At 40.6% G+C, this 17,032-nt stretch carries 11 protein-coding genes and 1 riboswitch; of the genes, 6 read left to right on the top strand and 5 right to left on the bottom strand.

Going from position 1 to position 17,032, the window contains the following annotated elements:
* Positions 1–114 precede the first annotated feature (114 nt).
* The 3 genes from AB1H92_RS05100 to AB1H92_RS05090 are packed head-to-tail and all read right to left on the bottom strand — an operon-like array spanning position 115 to position 2,601.
* Entirely contained in the window at positions 115–570 is a 456-nt protein-coding gene (locus AB1H92_RS05100) for a hypothetical protein (protein ID WP_115361839.1), read from the bottom strand.
* Positions 536–1,795, bottom strand: a complete 1,260-nt coding sequence (locus tag AB1H92_RS05095; protein ID WP_243835722.1) for a DnaB-like helicase C-terminal domain-containing protein — start codon at positions 1,793–1,795, stop codon at positions 536–538. Before AB1H92_RS05095 ends, AB1H92_RS05100 begins: the two co-directional genes overlap by 35 nt.
* Positions 1,792–2,601 (bottom strand): DNA replication protein DnaD, encoded by an 810-nt coding sequence (locus AB1H92_RS05090; protein WP_115361841.1) that lies wholly within the window; start codon positions 2,599–2,601, stop codon positions 1,792–1,794. The genes AB1H92_RS05095 and AB1H92_RS05090 overlap by 4 nt, the downstream gene beginning before the upstream one ends.
* Positions 2,602–2,957: 356 nt before the next feature.
* On the opposite strand from AB1H92_RS05090, the gene AB1H92_RS05085 reads away from it, so the two are divergent.
* The 5 genes from AB1H92_RS05085 to AB1H92_RS05065 all read left to right on the top strand — a co-directional run bounded on the left by AB1H92_RS05085 (position 2,958) and on the right by AB1H92_RS05065 (position 11,564).
* Positions 2,958–5,954, top strand: a complete 2,997-nt coding sequence (locus AB1H92_RS05085; RefSeq protein WP_115361843.1) for an efflux RND transporter permease subunit — start codon at positions 2,958–2,960, stop codon at positions 5,952–5,954.
* 287 nt (positions 5,955–6,241) lie between these two features.
* A complete protein-coding gene (locus AB1H92_RS05080) occupies positions 6,242–7,573 on the top strand; it encodes an LLM class flavin-dependent oxidoreductase (protein WP_115361845.1) in 1,332 nt (443 codons plus the stop codon).
* 353 nt (positions 7,574–7,926) lie between these two features.
* Positions 7,927–8,877 (top strand): AEC family transporter, encoded by a 951-nt coding sequence (locus AB1H92_RS05075; RefSeq protein WP_243835720.1) that lies wholly within the window; start codon positions 7,927–7,929, stop codon positions 8,875–8,877.
* Between the two features lie 159 nt (positions 8,878–9,036).
* A riboswitch (purine riboswitch) is annotated at positions 9,037–9,138 on the top strand.
* A gap of 125 nt (positions 9,139–9,263) precedes the next feature.
* On the top strand, positions 9,264–10,220 hold the full coding sequence (locus AB1H92_RS05070) for a nucleoside hydrolase (RefSeq protein WP_115361847.1): 957 nt from the start codon (positions 9,264–9,266) through the stop codon (positions 10,218–10,220).
* Positions 10,221–10,349: 129 nt separating this feature from the next.
* A complete protein-coding gene (locus tag AB1H92_RS05065) occupies positions 10,350–11,564 on the top strand; it encodes a NupC/NupG family nucleoside CNT transporter (protein WP_115361849.1) in 1,215 nt (404 codons plus the stop codon).
* A gap of 112 nt (positions 11,565–11,676) precedes the next feature.
* Here the strand turns inward: AB1H92_RS05065 and AB1H92_RS05060 are convergent, their stop codons facing one another.
* Complete coding sequence (locus AB1H92_RS05060) at positions 11,677–12,969, bottom strand: (Fe-S)-binding protein (protein ID WP_115361851.1); 1,293 nt, start codon at positions 12,967–12,969, stop codon at positions 11,677–11,679.
* A complete protein-coding gene (locus AB1H92_RS05055) occupies positions 12,962–14,380 on the bottom strand; it encodes an FAD-binding oxidoreductase (RefSeq protein ID WP_115361853.1) in 1,419 nt (472 codons plus the stop codon). The genes AB1H92_RS05060 and AB1H92_RS05055 overlap by 8 nt, the downstream gene beginning before the upstream one ends.
* A gap of 848 nt (positions 14,381–15,228) precedes the next feature.
* Here AB1H92_RS05055 and ggt point away from each other — a divergent pair.
* The gene (ggt, locus tag AB1H92_RS05050; protein WP_115364108.1) at positions 15,229–16,944 is read left to right on the top strand and encodes a gamma-glutamyltransferase; all 1,716 of its coding nucleotides are present in this window, start codon (positions 15,229–15,231) and stop codon (positions 16,942–16,944) included.
* Positions 16,945–17,032: the final 88 nt, after the last annotated feature.

Genomic DNA, 17,032 nt, shown 5'->3' with positions numbered 1-17,032 from the left:
TGAAAAAGTACCAGGTTCTAATTTAATTCTGAATTGTTTTAGGACCTGGCAATTGACATGACATTGCTAGTTTAAAATGGATTTGATGCAGGCGCTCAAAACTATATTTGCTTCTTATAATCTCGCTCCGCGCCCCCAAATCTCCCCCGCATAATACGGAAACTCAACCACCTCCCTTTTCAACTCCCGAAACGACTGCCACTTTTTCGTTTCCTCACAATAAGTTGACGTGTCCATTTTATCGCTCATGTCTAAAACGTTACGCGCAACCTCCCCATAAATCCGTCGGTGCTCAGCACGCGCTTCATCATCCCTTTCCGCTAGATAAAGCGCAAATTTTTTAGACGCCATGGGAATGATATAAAATTTTACACCGCACATCTTCAATTGATTTTCATCGCGCATTTTCAAAATAGCTGTATAATCCAATTGCTCATAAGGGATTTTGCTTTCTGGATCCTCTAGATGCACAAATCCTTTTTGCACCGCGAAATAAATTGCATGGGCTAAAAACGATTCGTCATAATAAACGGCATCATACAACAACTCTTTCACTGATTGGCTCACCATTCAGTACCTCCCCGGTATATTTGTTGTATTGCGCGACAGCAGTGCCAACTGGGCCATTTCGATTTTTCGCAACAATCATTTCCATCAAATTGTCGTCCTCGTCTTTTGTGTAATACGCATCGCGATACAAAAATACAATGACATCCGCATCTTCCTCAATCGATCCAGATTCGCGCAGGTCTGCCATGATGGGACGTTTATCCTGCCGCTGTTCCACAGCACGACTCAATTGCGCCAACGTGATCACTGGACAATCAAACTCTCGAGCAACAGCTTTCAACTCTTTCGTAATGCTAGATACTTGCAAATGCATATTCTGTTTATTTTCATCCGAATGAATCAGTGTTAAATAGTCAATTAAAATAAGTGGTTTCATCCCTTGATGTTCACTCATCATTTTGCGTATTTTCATGCGCATTTCTGGAACCGTTTGCCTGCTGCGGTCAAAAATCTGGATCTTCGTTTCACTCAATAACCCGATTGCTTGAGGCCAAATTTCTTTTTGACGGTCCGTTAACATACTGTATGGATTTCGCATGCGGCTTCTTGAATATCGTCCAGTGGATGCAATGAGTCGATCTCTCAAACTACTGTCCGACATTTCAAGTGAAAAGATGATCGGTAAATAGCCTTTCCAACCAGATTGCTTCGCGATATGTAGCATCACGTCCGACTTTCCCATAGACGGCCTGGCCGCCAAGATTGTTAATTCCCCGTCCTGGAATCCATTCGTCATATCATCTAATTTGTCAATGCCTGAAGGGGCCCCTTCCTTTATGTCCTTTTCAATAAATGCATCTTCATAAACGTCCACCAGCATTGACAAGATGTCGGAATGATCATTGACCCGATTATCGGTTAGTGCCGTCAGTTCAGCCGTAATCTTGTCAATCGACCAATCTTCATGCGCCGAAACATGCAGCACATTTTTCTTCTCCCGCTCCCGCCATACGTCCAACAACTCGCCAACATGATTATCAAACCTTTCAAGATGCGCATAGTTGGTCAGGTCATTCAAATAATTCGCACCGCCTAAATCTTGCGGACTGTAAGACGTCAGCAACGTAATCATATCAACGGTTTTACCGGCCTTACGAAGCTCTATCATTGATTGAAAAATCATTTTGTTTACTGGATCAGTAAATTGCATTACATTCAAGTTAGATTCGGTAATTAAATAATTCTCTTTCAACATTGCGCCGAGTACAGCTTTTTCCGCAATCATATGGATTCCCCCTTCGTAAGATCTAAACTGAATTCTTGAATTTGCTTTTTCGGTATGGAGACAACTTTTTCGTTTGCCAACGCTCGTTCTTGTTTCATCTGGGCGACTAAACGGTCCCAATGTCGCCTTAAAGAGGATGGAGATAGAATCACAGAGTGCCAAAATGAATGCCCCATAGCCCATTTCATCAAATACGTAATTTGTTCAACTGTCCTATCATCTCGCTCGACAATCAACCTGAAATCATTTGCCCACTTTTGAAAGTTCGGTTCCTTCGCGTGAGGTTGATTCATTTGGATCTCCTCAAACTGCGCCAAAGCAAGTTGATAAAAAATAGAAGATTCGTCGTAAACTTGTTTTCGACGATTACTTTTCTTTTCATTCTCTTCATTCTTTACATTCTTGTTAGCTGTTAAGTGTCTGTTAGCCGTCTGTTGATCGTCTGTTGATTCGGCTGTTGCAATTTCAGTTCCCCCTTGGTAAACGCCCCAGTTGACAAGGGTTATGAGCCGATTATGGGCTGTTGATTCGTCTGTTAGAAATCCGTATCTTTCAAATCTTTTGAGTGCTGTGCGGATTTTTTGTACGCTACAATTCTTCCCACATTTCTGAGCAAGATTAGGCAGAGATGTGACAAATTGGCCCGGACGCGCAGTAAAAGGTTTGCCCCGCCATTCCCATTGTTTTTCACTATGATTTGCCATCATTAATAACGTAATAAGCACCACTTTTTGTTCTGGTGTCGACTCCGTCCAAATTGGCTTGTCCATAATTCCCCGATGCAATTTTATCCAACCTTTATTCATATTGATCCCCCCGCTTTGTTTTAATTAATGAACACCCTCTTCATCCTTTATATAGAGAGTTATAACGAAAAAGGATACATTTATTGAAAAATAGTTTAAAAAGATTTTTAATCGGAGTGATTTAAACATAAAAAACACCGAACTCGGTTATGAGTTTTCGGTGTTGGGGAGTATCATTAATTTTTTTTCTTTAAATTAAAAGAGATTTTGATACAAATTGTATTCAGCACAGTGATTCGTCATTACGACCTAAGTCCAATCCAAAATTCATTCCTTAGCTTGTTATAACTGCCTCCTGATTACAATAAGTTTAATGTGGAAGGTTTTATAAATTCTAGGGAATAGGGCGTGGGGCTTTGATACGTTTTACAAATTGGGCATTTAAGAATAAGGCTGCTGTGATTTTGATGGTTGTTTTGTCGCTAGTACTGGGGATTGTCAGTTATTTCACAGTGCCTAAGGAGTTTTTACCGCCTGCGGATAATCCGATGGTGACGGTCATCGTGATTGGGCAAGATACCGATGCGGAAACGATGGCTGAGCAAGTGACAAAGCCGATTGAAAAAGCAATCGGGTCTGTGAAAGGGAAAAAAGATGTGTTTTCCACTGCTGCAGATGGCTTCACCTCTGTAGATATCTTACTGGATGCATCGATTGATATGAAAGAAGCAAAGACACAAGTGCAGGAAGCAGTCAACAGCATTCCATTACCAGAAGGTTATTCGAAGCCAATCGTTTCACAATTAAATATCGATATGATTCCATTGTGGCAAATTGGACTCTCCTTTCCAGGTGGCATCGATTCGAATGCCATGGAGAAAGTCGACAATGAAGTCATTCCGAAGTTCCAAGGAATTTCTGGCGTTTCGAATGTTTCAGTCTACGGCAGTCAACAAACACAAGTGAACGTGACGGTGGATCAAGAAAAGTTAGCAACGTATCAAATTCCACTTCAAGCGCTTCTAGGCATCCTTCACGGGAAAAATCTGGCTGTATCGGTCGGGGAAGCAACGATTGATGACAAAACAACGAATATTAAAATTGTCGGCCAAATTGACGGGATTGCCTCATTGGAAGCATTAGAAATTGTTCCAGGGATTTCATTAAAAGAAATTTCGACTGTTGACGTTGCGGATTCCAGTTCCACTTTTTTCACACATGTGAATGGCAAAGAGGCTATTGCCTTGGTGCTTTATAAAGAACCGAATGCCAATGCCGTCGCAATCGGTAAAAAAGTAGAGAACGCGATCCAGCAAGTGAATGTGGATCACAAGTCAACGATTGAAGCAGCCATGCTGATTTCGTTTTCTGATTTTATCGTCAACTCTGTTGACAGCATGATGCAAGCCGTTCTGCTAGGTGCATTGTTTGCAACAATTATCATATTTGTCTTCTTGCGCCATATTCGCATGACAGCAATTACTGTCATTAGTATCCCTCTATCACTCGGGTTGACATTATTATTACTGTGGCTGTCAGACATTACGTTAAACATTTTAACAATCGGTGCAGTTGCAGTCGCGGTCGGTCGATTAGTCGATGATAGTATTGTGGTCATAGAAAACATTTTTCGTAAAGCGCAAAATGGAGATTTTTCGAAGCCAGTCATTGTTGAAGCGACAAAAGAAGTTGCGTCTGCCATTACATCTTCTACGTTAACAACCGTCGCTGTTTTTTTACCAATGGGGCTTGTAAAATCGATGCAAGATCTCTTATTGCCGTTCGCCTTAACGATTACGTATGCGCTTTTATCGTCCTTACTCGTCGCATTGATTGTCGTACCGTTAATGAGCACAGGCCTACTGCAAAAAGGAAAATTGCCTGCATATAAGACACCGAGGCGATATATCCGAATTTTGGATTGGTGTCTACGTCATAAATGGATACCACTTGTAACGTCAATCCTCATTTTTATTGGCTCAATTGGCTTATATTTTGCAATGCCAAAAGGAACCGAAGATGCGACTGATCAAGACGTCGTTCTATCACTCTCGTATCCAGATGAAGTACCATTTACGACAGTCAAAGAAGAGGTTTTACAATTAGAAAATTTTTTTATGAGGCATTCTGACGTAGAAGAAGTCATTCTCTTCCTCGGATCAAACCCAGAAGATGCCGAGTTTAGTGAAGTGAACGCACAAAATTCGGGACGTTTCCATGTTGTGATGAAAAGCGGTGCAAGTACGAAAAAATTAATCAGGGAAATTGATCAGCTAAAAAAGCTCTATCCTCAAGCCGAAATGGAAGTCTCTTTCGTTTCAATGATGTCTTCAGGCGGTTCGACCATTTCACTCGATATCGTAGGAAATGATGCGTCCCAATTAGGAACGGCAGCAGATCAGGTCATGGATGAAATAGAAGGAATTACAGGCGTTAGAAAGGTTTCGAGCAATCAAAGTGATGTTAAAACTGTTTACGACATCGTCATTGATCAGAAAATAGCTAATGCAGAAGAAGTTGCAAGACAAGTGCAGTTGTTGTTAAATCCAATTCCCCTCGGAACGATTAAGCTGGAAAACCAAAATACGATGGTCTATTTAGACAGTTCCATCCACCCGAAGACAGATTATGAACTGAATGAAATCCAAGTCATCGTCAATGAACAACTCGTTCCCCTTTCGTCCATTGCGGAAATCGATAAAGCGGATAAGCCGACAAGTGTATTACGGAAAGATGGAAAAGAATATGTTCGCGTAACGATTGATGTAAATTCACAAGATTTATCCAAAATCTCCTACGAAATCACACAAAAAACGGCTGCTCTTTCATTGCCAGATGGGATTTCGATTGAAATGGGCGGAGCAGCAAGTGCACAAGCCGATCAATTCGCAGAGCTATTTCAGTTAATGGCGGTCTCTATCGGTCTCGTTTACTTAATTATGGTGATGACATTTAAGACATTACGCGCCCCGTTAGTCATTTTATTCACATTGCCATTGGCAGTCATCGGAGCCGTTTTCGGATTATTAATTGCTCAAACGCCTATAGATATCGGGGCCATGATTGGTGCGTTAATGTTAATCGGCATTGTCGTAACGAACGCAATCGTCTTACTAGACCGGGTTAGACAAAATGAGGCAACAATGTCGATTCGAGAAGCTTTGCTTGAAGCGGGCGCGACTCGCCTCCGTCCCATCGTCATGACAGCATTGGCAACGATTTTTGCCATGATTCCACTGTTAATGGGAAAAGAGGAAATGGGCAGCTTAGTATCAAAAGGTTTAGCGGTAGTGGTCATCGGAGGATTGACCGTTTCAACGTTGTTGACATTGATCATTATTCCGGTCCTCTATGAGTTGTTTCATTTTAAGAAAGCGAAGAAACAGCGTATGGAAAGTTTAGAAACGCAATGATTAAAAGAGTGATCGATGGCTTTGCGAATCGATCACTCTTTTTAAAATGGTCTTCTTTTAGGTGCAATCCCCCAAACAAACATGATTGTTTGAATTAACATGTTTGAATGAGTGACAGGTACGAAACTTGGCATATAATTGTAGTTTACTGTCTGAATAGTTTTTTCGCACAGATACCCATCACTTTACCTTCTGTCTTGACACCGAGCATGACACATATGATAATTTTAGATAATGGATGATTACCATAATTCATACTAACAAGCCACATGACTGGAGAGAGTACGATGCACGTAAGAAGGAAGTTGAAGTTAGGAACGATGATTCACGGGGTTGGTGAGAAGATTTCCGATTGGCGACACCCTACTATGCCATCAGATGCTAGTGTAAGTTTTGATTTTTATAAACAGCAAGCCCAAACGTCAGAACGTGGGAAATTTGATTTTGTTTTCATTGCAGATGCTTTATACATCAACGAAAAATCGAACCCACATTATTTGAATCGATTTGAACCGCTCACGATTCTCTCCGCACTAGCATCGGTGACATCAAACATCGGACTAGTGAGCACATTATCGACTTCCTATAGTGAACCGTTTTCAGCGGCGCGACAGTTTGCTTCACTAGATATGTTAAGTGGAGGTCGAGCGGGATGGAATGCGGTGACGTCAGGACTGGAAAAGACGGCATTAAATTTTAGTAAAGAAGTAAAAGATCATCCAAGCCATGCGATGCGTTATCAGATGGCTGCCGAGTTCGTTGAAGTTATGAAAGGCTTATGGGATTCTTGGGAAAATGATGCTTTTATTCGCAATAAAGCGTCTGGACAATTTTTTGATCCCAAAAAATTACATATATTGAATCACAAAGGTGAGTTTTTCTCTGTGCAAGGACCGTTGAATATCGCGCGTTCGCCGCAAGGACAACCAGTAATCTTTCAGGCTGGTTCATCAGCAGCAGGGATTGCGTTTTCCGCACGAGAAGCAGATGCAGTTTTCGCCATTATGCCTACTTTAGAAGAGGCGCAGCAATATTATGTTGACGTGAAAGAGCAAACAGCTAAACTTGGTCGTAACCCTCACGACGTGATTGTCTTACAAGGAATTAGCCCGATTATTGGAGATACAGAAGAAGAAGCGGAACGGAAATACGAAGAACTTGCTAGCTTGGTGACAATTGAACAAGCACTCGCTTTTTTAGGTCGCCTATTTGAGCATCATGATTTTTCCCAATATCCATTGGATGAACCTTTCCCGGATATAGGATGCATTGGCAAAAATAGTTTCAGAAGCGATACGGACCGCATTAAGTCTGAAGCACGCGAGCAAAACTTAACCCTTCGTCAAGTAGCGTTTAGAGAAGCGACACCCCGCACACCTTTTATGGGTACACCTGAGCAAGTCGCGAATCTTGTCGAAGCGTGGTACGAGCAGAACGCGGCAGATGGTTTTATGTTAATTGCTAATTTGCCAAGCGAATTAACTGCATTTGTTGATCAAGTTGTTCCTATCCTACAAAAGCGTGGAATATTCCGGACAGAATACGAAGGGACTACATTACGAGAAAACTTAGAGTTGTCTTATGCGGAAAACAGATATTCACTTAAGCGTGATGAATAACGGTGCCTACGCAAAGTGCAATTATAATCTTTAACTTAAGGTAACCATACAAACATAGGCCAATCAAATATTAAATTGATTGGCCTTTTAATTTTTTATATACAATTGTGTTCATTTCCTGAATCATGTCTTGCACGAGTCCCCGTAATTTAGCAGAAAAAGAACCACTAAGAGCGTGCCAACAAAACCTCCTCAATCGAAGTTTCGTAACCACTCCATCAACGTTGTCAGAATAGTGCTTAAGTTGTGTGAGTGACTGTCACCAATCAAGGTTCTACAGATACCCATCACTCTTTTCACCTTTTCTCTTCTGTAACCATAAATTACAAAAACAGTCTAAAGGAGCTACAGTTTTGCTACCCATTAGCGATTTTGTGTTAGCGATGATGCCGCTTTATATGATGGCGATTATTGGCTTTACTGCTCGCAAATTACGCGTATTCAATCAACATGCAAATCAGGTCATGACACAGCTCATGCTATATGTTACTTTGCCTGCCCTAATCTTGTTCTCGCTTCAAACGACTTATTCCATTGAATTGTTAATCGATTTTATTTGGCTTGTCATGATGTCTATTTTTGTACTTTCTCTATCCGTGTTCATTGCGGCTAGACTACGAAAAAGAGCCGCACTTCCTAACGAACAAAAAAGCGTATTTGAGAGCTTAATTATCTTCGGCAATCAAGGATTTATTGGGTTTGCCGTTATTCATATTTTGATGGCTGAGCAAGGAGTTATTTACTTAACGATATTTAATATTTGTTACTTAATTTTAATTTGGACGTATGGGATTTATATATTTACGATGCATGACCGAAGTGTAAATTGGCGTATGTTATTTTTCAATCCCGGGATCCTTTCAACACTTGTTGGCGTATGTATGCTATTTCTTCCGCTTAGTTGGCCGGACATCATTTTGACGACATTTGAAAATGTTGGGAAAATGACGGTTCCTTTATCGATGATTTTGATTGGGAGTTTTCTTGCAGATATTCGAATAAAAGATTTTATACAGTATGGGAAAAACAAGTATATTTGGATCGCGGCCATACTTAAATTAATGATAGTTCCTTTAAGCTTACTTGTTTTTATTTTTCTGTCTGTTCCACATTCGCTAATCATCGTTGCTATACTGACAGCTGCCATGCCGAGTGCGACAACTACTTCTGTTTATGCACAAAAATTTGGTGCAGATACTTCTTTTGCATCATTCGGCGTTATCCTCACTACACTTCTCTGTTTTATTACCCTCCCTATCATTTATACTATTTTGCAATGGATACAGCCTTTCATAAGTGATTAACAATTGCCGCCACTTTCCCAAACAAAAAAAATATTTGAATACGCATACATGTTGTTTTACTCCTATTCGTCAAGTGATGTGCAATTATCGAAATAAAATAACATCTACACTATCTATTGACCCGTTTAAAATAGGATGCTACTTTATAAAAGTCGAAAAACTGAATAGAAGCTTCTTGAATGTATATGCTTAGAAATATGGTCTAAGCGTTTCTACCTGGTAACCGTAAAAGACCGGACTACATGAAGAACGACTGGAATGTATTATTTTTTAATAATACAATTCCAGTATTTCTAAATGTAAAAAGGACCGAGGTAGAGAAATCTATCTCGGTTCTTTTATTATTTTCGGCAATATAATTCCAAGTGAAAAGGAAGCGAATTTGAATGACAAAGAAACCTATTTATTTCAATCATGATGGTGGAGTGGATGATCTCGTTTCACTATTTTTATTACTTAAAATGGATAACGTAGAATTGACAGGTGTATCCGTAATTCCCGCCGATTGCTATTTAGAGCCAGCGGTATTTGCTAGTCGTAAAATTATCGACCGCTTTGGAAACGGCGGCCTAGATGTATCAGAGTCAAATTCACGTGGTAAAAATCCTTTTCCAAAAGATTGGCGTATGCATGCTTTTTACGTAGATGCGCTACCGATTTTAAACGAATCTGGAGAAATACGCACACCAGTAGCAGAAAAGCCAGCACATCTGCATATGATCGATGCAATTCGTAACAGAGATGAAAAAACGACTCTATTATTTACAGGACCTTTGACAGACCTTGCACGCGCACTAGACATCGCACCGGATATCGAAGAGAAAATTGAAAAACTCATTTGGATGGGCGGTACGTTTAGAGAGGCAGGCAATGTGGCAGAACCTGAACATGATGGAACGGCTGAATGGAACGTATTCTGGGATCCAGAAGCTGCGGGTCGCGTATGGGAAACAGATATTGAAATCGATTTAGTCGCACTCGAAAGTACAAACCAAGTGCCATTAACATTAGATGTACGTGAACGTTGGGCAAAAGAGCGTAGCCATATCGGGGTGGACTTCCTCGGTCAATGTTATGCGATGGTACCGCCGCTCGTGCATTTCTCAACGAACTCAACTTACTATTTATGGGACGTGCTAACGACTGCAACAATCGGCAAAAAAGATCTTGTGAAAGTAGAAACAATTAACAGTACTGTTATCACGGATGGCCCAAGTCAAGGACGTACAGTTGAAACAGCTGATGGTAGACCGGTAAATGTTGTGTATGATGTAGATCGCGATGCTTTCTTCGATTACATGACGGAATTGGCTCGTCGAGTAACCGGCGAGAATTCTAAATAATTTTAAATCCGATTGTTTAAATCAGCGGAAGTTTAGACTCCTGCCGATTTGAAACAACAGAAGTCATTTACTCATAAAAATTTAGAACTTATTTATATATATTTCATACACATAGATTGGGGAGAAATTATGCAGTATATATCTGGAATAGTAGGGATTATCGGAATTTTAGCAATCGCATTCGCATTATCTACAGCACGTAAATCTATTAATCCAAGAACTGTTTTTGGCGCTTTAGCGATTCAACTTGTTTTTGCATTTATCGTATTGAAATGGGAATTTGGAAGAACAATCATTGAAGCTCTTTCAGGGATTGTTCAAAAAGTGATTGACTCCTCTAATGCTGGTATTCAGTTTTTATTCGGGGGCGTCTTGAACATAGAAGGCGCAGGCTTTACCTTTGCATTTCAAGTACTACCCATCATCATTTTCTTCGCTTCATTAATTTCTGTACTTTATTATCTCGGGATCATGCAGTTTGCAACGAAAGTCATCGGTGGACTTTTGGCAAAAGCACTTAAGACTAGTAATACTGAATCCATGTCAGCTGCCGCAAATATTTTTCTAGGTCCAACTGAAGCGCCATTGGTCGTTAAGCCATATATCGAGAAAATGACTAAATCCGAATTATTTGCCGTTATGGTCGGTGGAATGGCGTGTGTATCAGGTGCCGTTTTAGGTGGATATGCGATGCTCGGTGTTCCGATTAATTATTTACTAGCTGCAGCATTTATGGGCGCTCCAGCAGGATTATTATTCGCAAAAATAATCGTTCCCCAAACTGAAAAGATCGATACAGATGAAAGTGTAGTCATGGTTAAGGACGAGGAATCGAGAAATATTGTCGACGCAGCTTCTCGCGGCGCTATGGATGGACTGAAAATAGCAGTCGGTGTTGGGGCGTTATTAATTGCTTTTATCTCGCTTATCTTTTTAGCGAATACAATTATCGGGTCAATAGGCGGAATTTTCGGACTTGAATCATTGACACTAGAACAGATTTTAGGTTATCTATTCTTCCCCCTTGCCCTTCTCATTGGCGTACCGTGGGAAGAAGCATTACAAGCGGCTTCTTTTATTGGTCAAAAACTTGTACTAAACGAGTTTGTTGCCTACACTTCATTTGCCGCTGAAATTGCAAACTTATCTCCTAAAAGTGTAGCGATGATTAGTTTTGCACTTTGTGGCTTTGCAAACCTTTCAGCACTCGCCATGTTAATCGGTGGATTAGGTGCAATGGCGCCGTCAAGAAGACAGGATATTGCGGAGCTTGGAATGCGAGCAATTATTGCTGCAACGTTGGCGAACCTATTAAGTGCAGCAATTGCTGGTATGTTAATTTAAAGAACGAGTTTGACAATGTTATACTATCACCCTATGGAGCAGACAAATGAAGACTGCTCTATAGGGTTTATATATACAGAAGAAACCATCTATATTCCCTGCCATTTTCTCTTCACCCAACATCACACGCTTCCGCTATAAGTTCAACCAGATGAACAACTTTAATTTTATCTTGTATACCTTCTCGCTTAATCCCTAATAACATCTGTAGATGACAACCTGGATTTGTCGTAACAATTACGTCAGGGACATTTTTCTTCACATACTTCATCTTGTTATCCAGGATAAGAAGTGATTCTTCATGATGAACAATGTTGTATATTCCAGCCGATCCGCAGCACATATCTTTTTGTTGCATTGCTACATAAGTAATTCCAGGAATACGTTGCAATAGTTGTATTGGTTCTTCAACAACACCTTGCACATTTGTTAAATGACAAGATGGCTGATAAGAGACAACTTTATCTATGTCTTTTTTGAATGACAAATCTAACATAGATAAAACTTCACTTATGTCTTTGTTCTTTTCTACAAATTTCTTAGCACGCGAATGCCAAGTATCCGTACTATCAAATAGCAAATGATATTCGATAAGTGCAGCCCCGCAACCGCCGATTGCGTTCACGATGTAATCAAAATCATATTTTTCATAGGCTTCAATATTTTGTTTAGCGAGTGAAATCGCTTGTTTTTTCTCTCCTGCATGATGTTGAAGAGCGCCGCAGCAGCCTTGCTCCTGAATAGTTATGACTTCACATCCAGCAGACTCTAATAATTTAATAGATAGATCATTTACATGAGCAAAAAATGTATCCATCACACATCCCGGAAAAAAGCCGATTCTCAATTGCTTATCGCGAATCTCACTGTTCCCTTTACGCTTTCTTTTCACCGGAAGTACTATTTCCGGTGTAATTGCTTCCATACTTTCAATAGCTTTAGGAAATGCCGACATAATGTTAGATTTCCTTAAAACAGTTGTCATTTTCGTCTTTTGAAGAACATAGAGCCCTTGCCCAATCAACTTTAATATTTTTTTATTCGGTAAAGTATGATGAAGAATAATACTCCTCATCAATCTACTCTTCCTACTTCTCTCTTTCTTCCTATACTCAGCCAATACATCAACTGCAGAACTTAGAATTTTCCCGTACTCAACATTCGTAGGACATACAGTTTCACATGCACGGCAACCTAAACAAAGATCAATCGGATTTGCCATGTCATGAATGGAAATTTTCCCTTCTGCCGCCATTTTCACAAGGTTGATTCGTCCCCTCGGAGAATGAGTTTCTTTTCCAAATGAAATGTATGTTGGACATGCAGGTAAACAATACCCGCACTGGACACAGCTAAATGTTTCGTTATATGCTAATTTCTCTCTTAACCCCGTTTCACTAGTCATGACTCAACTCAAATCCTTGACCCGGTTCAGGAAAAATCTTTCCGGGATTTAATATATTTTGCGGATCCCATGCCTCTTTAATGAGCCTCATCATATGAAGTCCATCTTTCCCTAATTCCATCTCCATAAATGGGGATTTCATATTTCCGATGCCGTGTTCCCCTGACAACGTCCCGCCCAGTCGGATTGCAGTTTCAAATATCTCTTCAACTGCTTTTTCAGCACGCCGCATTTCATCCTTATCACGTGCGTCAGCAATGATATTCGGATGTAAGTTCCCGTCCCCCGCATGTCCAAAGACGACAAGATGAAGATTATATTTTTCTCTAATCCTCTTCAGTTGTTGAAACATTTCCGGAATTTTACTTCGCGGCACAGTAGCATCCTCTGAAATTTTCGTTGGCTTTATTTTCGCGATTGCTGGCGAAACGAGCTTTCTAGCTCGCCAAAATTGTGCTGCTTCATGATCATCTTTTGCTACTTGCACATGTCTGGCATTCACCATCATACAAGCATTTGAAACAAGCTCCATTTCCTTTTCTAATGCCAATGGATGTCCATCCAATTCAATGAGCAATATCGCTTCAACATCAGTAGGCAATCCAAGCAAAGCATGCTCTTCTACGGCTATAATCGAATGCTGATCCATGATTTCCATCTTTGACGGCATGATCCCTGAACGAAGCACTTTAGAAATAGCACGACCTGAATCTACAAGGTCATCAAACGAGACCATAGCTGTTTTCGTTGCGACCGGTTTTGGAATAAGCCGTAAGATTGCTTCCGTAATAATTCCAAGAGTTCCTTCAGAACCAACTATTAAATTTGTTAAATCAAATCCTGTTACATTCTTTACAGTGCTTCCACCTGTTCGAATGACTTTTCCTTTGGCAGTTACTACTTCTAACCCTAAAACGTAGTCTCTTGTCACCCCATATTTTAACCCTCTTGGACCCCCGGAATTTTCAGCAAGATTACCGCCAATTGTTGATACATGGGCACTGCTCGGATCGGGCGGATAAAACAATCCAAACTCGTCAGCTTTTTCATTAATATCGGCTGTAATAACGCCTGGAGAAACAATGGCTGTTAAATTTTCCGGATCAATTTCCAGCTTAGTATTCCATAAGGAAAAATCTAGTACAATACCACCTTTTATCGGTAGCGGGCCTCCACTTAAACTAGTACTAGTGCCTCTCGCCACAACTGGAATCTCATACATTCCTGCTAGCTTAATAATAGACACGACCTCAGCTGTTTCAAGAGGCTGGCAAACGTAATCGGGTTTAAAAACCCCAAATGATGCATCGAATGAATAACTAAATAAGTCGAAATCCTCGGTTAGTATTCTCGATGGATCCCCTAGCGCACGAATAAGCTCTTCAATGATTTTTTCTCTTAGCTTTTCCATTCCTAGATCCCTTGCCCGTAAATATGAAGTTCTTTCAAAGATTGTAAATGACTCACATATTCTATTTGCTCATTTTCCATTAAAGTTTTAGGTCTATTCTGAATAAAAAAGACTTCCACGCGATTGGATATCAATATCATCATCTCCAATAAAGCGGGTTGTTTGAAGCCTTTGCAATCGCTAAGTGGAAATTAATATCTTCTCCAATTCCAGCTTCTCCTGCCGCCTCCGCGCCCGCCAAATTTTTATAATAAGTAGTTAAACTACCTTTTTGTTTTTTAATATTTCGTTCAGGCGCACAAATTTAATAAACTATCATTAAATTAGTAAGCAAACAGCCGCGCCTGTTTATAATTTCTAGGAATTTAATCTGGTAGATATATCATACCTTACCCAGAGTGAGTATTCTGTCGATTTATGCACCAAACAAGTTCTATTTTTGTCGAATAACTTATATTTTGGAACACAGTAGATTATTCTCAAAATCTCTTCCACAGGAAAAGGTCCACTTTCAATTCATGTAGGGTGCCTATGGCAAATGCACTTGTAGTTTATTGTCCAAATCGATTTTTACGCAGGCACCTTTCACTAAACTCCCTTCGATTAAGTAGCATCATATTTGGCAATCTTAGGTCTAATTTCCAAGTCCCTCTTATAAATCGCCCATTTCTTGGAAAGTTCTTATGACTATTTTATAAAGCTCCCCTTCCCTCTCATGCATTTCACCTATCCTTTTCTCCTCATGTCATTATTCAGAAGTTTTTGTGAAATTGAGAAGAACTAACAATAAGGAGGAGTATTTATTGAGAAAATTGGGCTTTTCATTTCTGTCTCTGTTGCTTGCCCTCATGCTTGTGCCGATTTATCCGCAATCATTTGCGAGCGCCAACAATTTTGATGCATCGCATGAGACGGCTGTTGGAAAAGATGGGATGGTCGTTACAGCACATCCAGAAGCATCTAAAATCGGAGCCAAAGTTCTACAGAACGGTGGAAATGCGGTGGATGCCGCGATTGCGATTCAGTTTGCGCTGAATGTAGCGGAGCCAGAGATGTCAGGAATTGGCGGCGGCGGTTTCATGATGGTATATGACGCGAAGACGGAGGACGTTTCGATTATCAATAGTCGAGAACGTGCACCAGCAGGAGCGACACCAGACATGTTTCTTGATGAAAACGGAAAACCGATTCCATTTGCAGAACGCCATATCCACGGTAACGCTGTTGGGGTTCCTGGGACATTGGCGGGATTGTATGAAGCGCATGAAAAATGGGGAACGCAAAAGTTTCACCAGTTAATTCAACCTTCCATTAAGCTCGCAGACAAAGGTGTCAAAGTTAACTGGCCATTGGCAAAGTCAATTGAAGATAACAAGGACAAACTCGCAAAATCTGCTGCCAAGGACGTGTTCTTACCAAATGGACAGCCATTGAAAGAAGGAGACCTTCTCGTTCAAAAAGATTTGGCGAAAACTTACAAGCTCATTCAAAAGCAAGGACTGGACGTTTTTTATAACGGAGAAATTGGAGAGGCGATTGCCGGTACTGTACAAGATTTTGGCGGTAGCATGACGTTGGATGACTTGAATAATTATGAATTAACAATTGACGAGCCACTTTACGCGGACTATAAAGGGTACGAGGTTGCTTCGATGCCGCCTCCGAGTTCTGGTGGTCTGACAGTTTTACAAATCTTAAAGTTGTTGGAGCCATTTGACATTAGCCAGTATGGCATCCGCTCGCCGGAAAAATATCACCTATTAGCAGAAGCCATGCATCTTGCGTATGCAGATAGAGGTGCATATATGGGTGACCCTGAATATATCGATGTTCCTACTAAAGGATTATTGCATCCGGATTATATTGCTGAGAGAAGCAGCTTAATCAGTTTGGATCAGGCTAACACTAACGTACAACCAGGAAATCCTTGGAAATACGAAGATGGCCGGACACCTTCTAACATAGAACAGAACGATGAAAAAGCGATTGGACAAACCACTCACTTTGCTGTCGCAGATAAATGGGGAAATTTCGTTACCTTTACAACGACAATTGAACAACTTTTCGGTACGGGGATTATGGTACCTGAATATGGAATTATGCTAAATAATGAGTTGACTGACTTTGATGCGGTGCCTGGTGGTTCTAACGAAGTACAGCCAAATAAACGCCCACTTAGCAGTATGTCACCAACTATGCTGTTGAAAGATGGCAAGCCTTATTTATCAGTCGGCTCACCGGGTGGACCAACTATCATCACATCTGTCTTGCAAACAATCTTGAACGTAGTAGATTATGACTTGGACTTGAAAGATGCCATTGAAGAACCGAGAATTTACAGTAACCAATATCCAAATATTCGCTGGGAGCAAGGCGTTCCGGATGAAGCACGCGAACGCTTAACTCAAATGGGACATAGGTGGAATGCAGCACCCGGTGAAATTGGTAACGTGCAAGCAATTATGGTAGATCCAGATACAGGGCTTTATTATGGAGCAGCTGATTCCAGCCGTGAAGGTTCAGCCATCGGGTTTTGGAAACATGGGAACGGAAAAAATAAGTAGGATTAATTAAGAAAGATGCCATGCCGTGTTATGCGGCATGGTTTTTTTAATATTAAAAACCTCCTCATACCCGCTAAGAAAACATCGA

The organism is Sporosarcina pasteurii (genome assembly GCF_041295575.1).
Taxonomy (GTDB): Bacteria; Bacillota; Bacilli; order Bacillales_A; family Planococcaceae; genus Sporosarcina; species Sporosarcina pasteurii.
The sequence above is the reverse complement of the archived record's forward strand: the minus strand, read 5'-3'. Positions and strand labels throughout refer to the sequence as shown.